The organism is Paenibacillus algorifonticola (assembly GCF_050481745.1).
Taxonomy (GTDB): domain Bacteria; phylum Bacillota; class Bacilli; order Paenibacillales; family Paenibacillaceae; genus Pristimantibacillus; species Pristimantibacillus algorifonticola_A.
On sequence record NZ_JBCNGR010000078.1, the window covers coordinates 1 to 4,374 of the forward strand.

Consider the following 4,374-nt stretch of genomic DNA (forward strand, 5'->3'; position numbering starts at 1 on the left):
TCATACGGCGCATAGCTCGTTCGATCCTTTCCTTCCGTTCGGATCTGCGCCCCCATGAGATTGTACTCGCCTTCCAGCGTGATTCCGCTTGGCGCACTCGTCTTCTTTGCGACCAGCAGCGCTTGTGCGCCAATGACCACACGTTTCGGTGTGAACAGCGAAATCTCTTCTTTCGCTGTCAGCGTCAGCTTGCGCGGGCTGCTCAAGATAATGCCTACGGCATCGTCCAGCTTCAAAAACAGTGGCTCCTTGCTTCCGCCTGTAAACTCGACTCCCGTAGGGGACAGCTTCATTTCACTGCCATGCTCCGTCCCAAAATAACGGTTGATCGGATCTGCCGTCTTTTCTGCACTCGCCCCATTGGTTCGCACGCCGCCAGTGACAATGGCTTCTTGACCGCCTGCATCGGCTAGATATAAATTCGCTTTTGTTCCTACCTGCGGCATACTGTACATCGCGCTTCCCGTCTCCGGAGCATAACGATACCAGTGCGCCGTTCCCTTGTCCTGCTTGTTATCAATCGCCAGATGCACCTGCACCTGTTCCCCTTTTACCGCTAGAATTTCTCCTTGCAGTGTCAGGCCCGACAGTCTCGTATTCAAGATCCGCTGCTCTCGTATTCCGGCTTCCCGCGACAGCCTATATTGGTAGATCAGCTGACCCTTTTCCAAACGCGCCGTCATCGACGATACGATCAGCTCAATATAGCCTCGAATCTTAAAGCGATCACCCAAACGATAGAACTTCTTGGATTGTATTTCATAGCCGAAAAAGTCTGTATCATGCAGGCCCGCTGCTTCTCCGCCTGCTTTTTGAAAAGCCGCCAAATCCTTGCTCACCGTATACGATGCTCCATCAGGCAGCTTATGCTCTTTTCCCTCCGGCATCCCAATAAACAGCTTCGGCGTTTCTTCCAATATATCACAGATATTTTGCCGATCCCATTCACCCAACGCTTCATCCCGAGAAAAACGCTCGTTCTCCCCGCATGCGCATTATGCTTAAGCTGGCGCATCGCCTTATACCCATAGGTGTATTTGATATCGCCCATATCAGCGCAATCTGCAACGCCAATCGCCGTCGGCAGCATTTCGATCCAGCCAGCCGTGGACGCAACGCCCATTCCACTGCCGCCAGAATGAAGGAAATCCCCGCCAGCGACATCGCCTTCCGCCGTTTTGGCAAAGGATACATAATTAATCGTTCCCAGCCGCAGCTTGCCGTTCAAAATATCATGGCTGCTCGGCTCGGCAATAAAGCCATAATCGAGAAAACTCTTCAAAATATTCCAACAAAAAAAAGCTAACTCCAATATTGTTACCTACTTGGAGTTAGCCTTAAAAACATTCATTATATTTTCAATAAATTCACATTCGTAAACATTACATTATAAATAATTTATTGAGATCAATTATTCATTAAACTATAGATTTTCTGCTGACATTAAACGGATCTACATCATTCTCTTCTAATAATTCCTCAAACTTTTCTGTTCCATATTTTATAAAGTAGTCATACTCGGATTGAGAAATAAAAAAAGCTAGTAGAATTTCACCATTAGTATTTTCGTTTTCAGAATTCAAATAGTTATATTCTTCTGGAAATGCGAATGGTTCAGTAAAGTAAACAGCACTTTTATTGTATTTTTGAACAAATGATTTCTCAATACTTTCAATGCCATTAATTGCTGTTCCTCTCCCAATCTTAATTTGCTTACCTATACAATAAAATAAAACATTCGCAAGAATATATGCAGTTTTATTGAAACCTCCATTAACTACCATCGAAACCTCTATATTGTTACCTACTACCTCCTCATATTTACTAAAACCAAGAGTGTTAAAAACTAAACATTCTTCAAACACATTTTCATACTTCAAAATTTGTATTTTCGGCATTTCTTCATTATTTTCAAACACTTCTCGGTCAATTGGCTGACCTAGGAATTCGCTGTAGTGGTCGTAATAAAGTTCACCGTAGTTTATCATTCTTTAAGCTCTCCTTTAAACGTTCCTTCTACGCCTTCATAAGCATAACTAACATTACATTCGTTACATCGCTCCCTCAACCGTTCATAGTACTCATCCAAAACTTCTTTTCGCTTTGGTTGTACTTCCATTGTTTTCATACTTGCAACTCTCTCCGCCCAAGTGTCTGGATAATGGTCTCTATTGCAAAGTTCGAGAGTTCATTTACTTCTTCGATAATTGTCATTTATGATGTTTCAAATACACTCTGACATAAAGAAGCTTATTCCAATTTCTTCACATGGAATAAGCCTATAAATTCATATTAGTTTTATATTTTAGATTAAAATGTTTCTAACAAAGCACCATAGTCACGCTTAAAAACAATTAGTTATTATTCTACTCAGGCAAAGTAAAAATTACATCAAACGGATTTTTTTCTCCAAAAAATTCTTTGTATAGATTTTCTTTTTCTTCTTCATTTAAACTGCCGCTCAATATTTCTCCTAATTTAATCAGCAAATCAGCTTCCTTTTGAGTGACTATTTTCCTTCTAACCATATTTTCTGTACTTTTTGGAGTTACCCATGCCCAATCATTTACTGCTGCCTCTTTGTATGGGTATCCAAAGGACATTGAACTAATATGAGTATATTCTGAAACTAAAGGATGGACAATTAATATAAAGGCTGCAATTACTCCTGAACGATATCTTATTCTTTGTGCTTTATGGACCTCCTGAGCAAATGTCTCTAGGTCACTTGGTATATCTCCCCATTCAAAACGTCCCATTGAAACAAGTAATTCAAGAGCAAATTCATTTTCTACGTTTCTGGCTATCTTTAGAAAGATTTCATTATTCTTGAATCCAGAAGCATTAAATGCACCTAAACATCTTGCTGCACCTTTAACATTAGTTGCACCTTGTGAAATCAGTTTCACATATTCATCTAATCGATCACTATCTCTAACAAACTCAGGAGACTCAGCAATAGTTTCTATTAAAAGCGCCTTTATACTTTCATCCTTAACTAAAGGAATCATTCTAATAAGTTGATTATAATAGTCACCTACTAATTCTTCTAAATTGCAATCATTCTTTAATAGCTTTAATGCAGAAATTATAATATCATCATCTTTTCTTGAATACGCATTAGTTATCAATTCTATTATTTGTTTAACCATTTTACTATCTCCTCCTGTTCTAATAATAAACTATTTTCCTCCCTGTCAAGATGCAACGTATAAAACCATTTGATATAAGTGATTATTAATAAAATTTCTTTTCTTTTACCCAAAAAGGTTTCCCAATTCATTCTCAACCATCTTTCAAAATCTAATGATTTTGAATTATTTTCCACTCTATAACACCGTTAACTTCCTTATAAAGAAGCCTCATCTTATTTGATAATCCTGTATTCCCTTCGACTAGATCAAGACTATTCCAACCATCATCACGAGGATGATCTCTATATTCAGATAATCTCTGTGCAGCAGCTGTATCTCCATTCTTACGAGCCGCCAGATCATCTAAGTGCTGATTAGCTAATTTCTTTTCGTCTTTGGTAAGGTGTCTACGTTCCGGTTTCTGTGTTTTTTTCGTTAGTCTATCATCTAAAACAATCTTTTCATTAAGTGCATCCCTTGGATTCTTCATATTAGCATGCTTTATACCTAATAATTGTTCTGGTGAAGGGCTGATCTCTGCCTGAGCCTCTCTAGCCAAACGCTCAGCCAATTCCTTCTTACCCGCTTCGGATTCCTTAAAGAAATCCTTATGATGCTGTGACGGACTTGAAGATATAGAATCAGGACTATCATGAAGTTTAACATTTCCTCCAGAACCTACCGGAACAAGATTGTCACCCATTTTCTTATTCGTCAAAGCATTCTGAAGCTTCTTCCAGCCTGTAGTTGCTGCATCCTTAATATCCAATGCATCACGTATCAGTTTCGCTTTAACCGCATCTGCCGCATTCCCAATCCAGCCCGTCATTTTATTTAGCGAATCACCAAATGCGTTGCCTAAGGTCTTCACGATTTTCGCACCAGCGATCTTGTTACCGATTGCCTTCGTAAGACGTGAATCCATTATACCACCGGTTAAACCGCCGATTCCCATATCCAGCGCCAGTGTACCAAAACTAAATCCTTTGCCTTCCATTGTCTGACGAATGACACTCTCAAACCCATTCTGCACCGCACCAAACGCCATACGTCCACCTAGATTCGCCATCGGACCGAACGGGCCAAACACCGCCCCAGATATCGCCCCGATGACTGTCTCTCGGAAGGCCGTTGAGACATATGTCCCCATATCGCTGACCTCACCGCTGGCAATATCGGACACCGCTTGGCTCACGACCGCAGCGGTACCCGCAATGGCCGCTCCAGCTAGCACGGCACC

Annotated in this window: 4 protein-coding genes and 2 pseudogenes; all 6 read right to left on the reverse strand. The window is 40.8% G+C overall.

Annotated features, from left to right (window positions below; translation table 11 throughout):
- Positions 1–887: pseudogene (locus ABEW34_RS31510) on the reverse strand (HNH endonuclease); the annotation flags it as partial.
- Positions 836–1,312, reverse strand: a complete 477-nt coding sequence (locus tag ABEW34_RS31515; RefSeq protein WP_430165711.1) for a hypothetical protein — start codon at positions 1,310–1,312, stop codon at positions 836–838. The pseudogene ABEW34_RS31510 and the gene ABEW34_RS31515, both read right to left, overlap by 52 nt.
- 106 nt (positions 1,313–1,418) lie before the next feature.
- Positions 1,419–1,988, reverse strand: a complete 570-nt coding sequence (locus ABEW34_RS31520; protein ID WP_430165714.1) for a suppressor of fused domain protein — start codon at positions 1,986–1,988, stop codon at positions 1,419–1,421.
- Complete coding sequence (locus tag ABEW34_RS31525) at positions 1,985–2,128, reverse strand: hypothetical protein (RefSeq protein ID WP_430165717.1); 144 nt, start codon at positions 2,126–2,128, stop codon at positions 1,985–1,987. The genes ABEW34_RS31520 and ABEW34_RS31525 overlap by 4 nt, the downstream gene beginning before the upstream one ends.
- A 238-nt stretch (positions 2,129–2,366) precedes the next feature.
- Positions 2,367–3,152 carry a hypothetical protein gene (locus ABEW34_RS31530; RefSeq protein WP_430165720.1) on the reverse strand — a complete coding sequence of 262 codons (786 nt, stop codon included), beginning with the start codon at positions 3,150–3,152 and terminating at the stop codon, positions 2,367–2,369.
- 151 nt (positions 3,153–3,303) lie between these two features.
- A pseudogene (locus tag ABEW34_RS31535) lies at positions 3,304–4,374 on the reverse strand (hypothetical protein); the annotation flags it as partial.

Coding starts and splice junctions, on each gene's coding strand:
- ABEW34_RS31520 (WP_430165714.1), bottom strand. CDS start 1,988: ATGATAAACTACGGTGAACTTTATTACGACCACTACAGCGAATTCCTA.
- ABEW34_RS31525 (WP_430165717.1), bottom strand. CDS start 2,128: ATGAAAACAATGGAAGTACAACCAAAGCGAAAAGAAGTTTTGGATGAG.
- ABEW34_RS31530 (WP_430165720.1), bottom strand. CDS start 3,152: ATGGTTAAACAAATAATAGAATTGATAACTAATGCGTATTCAAGAAAA.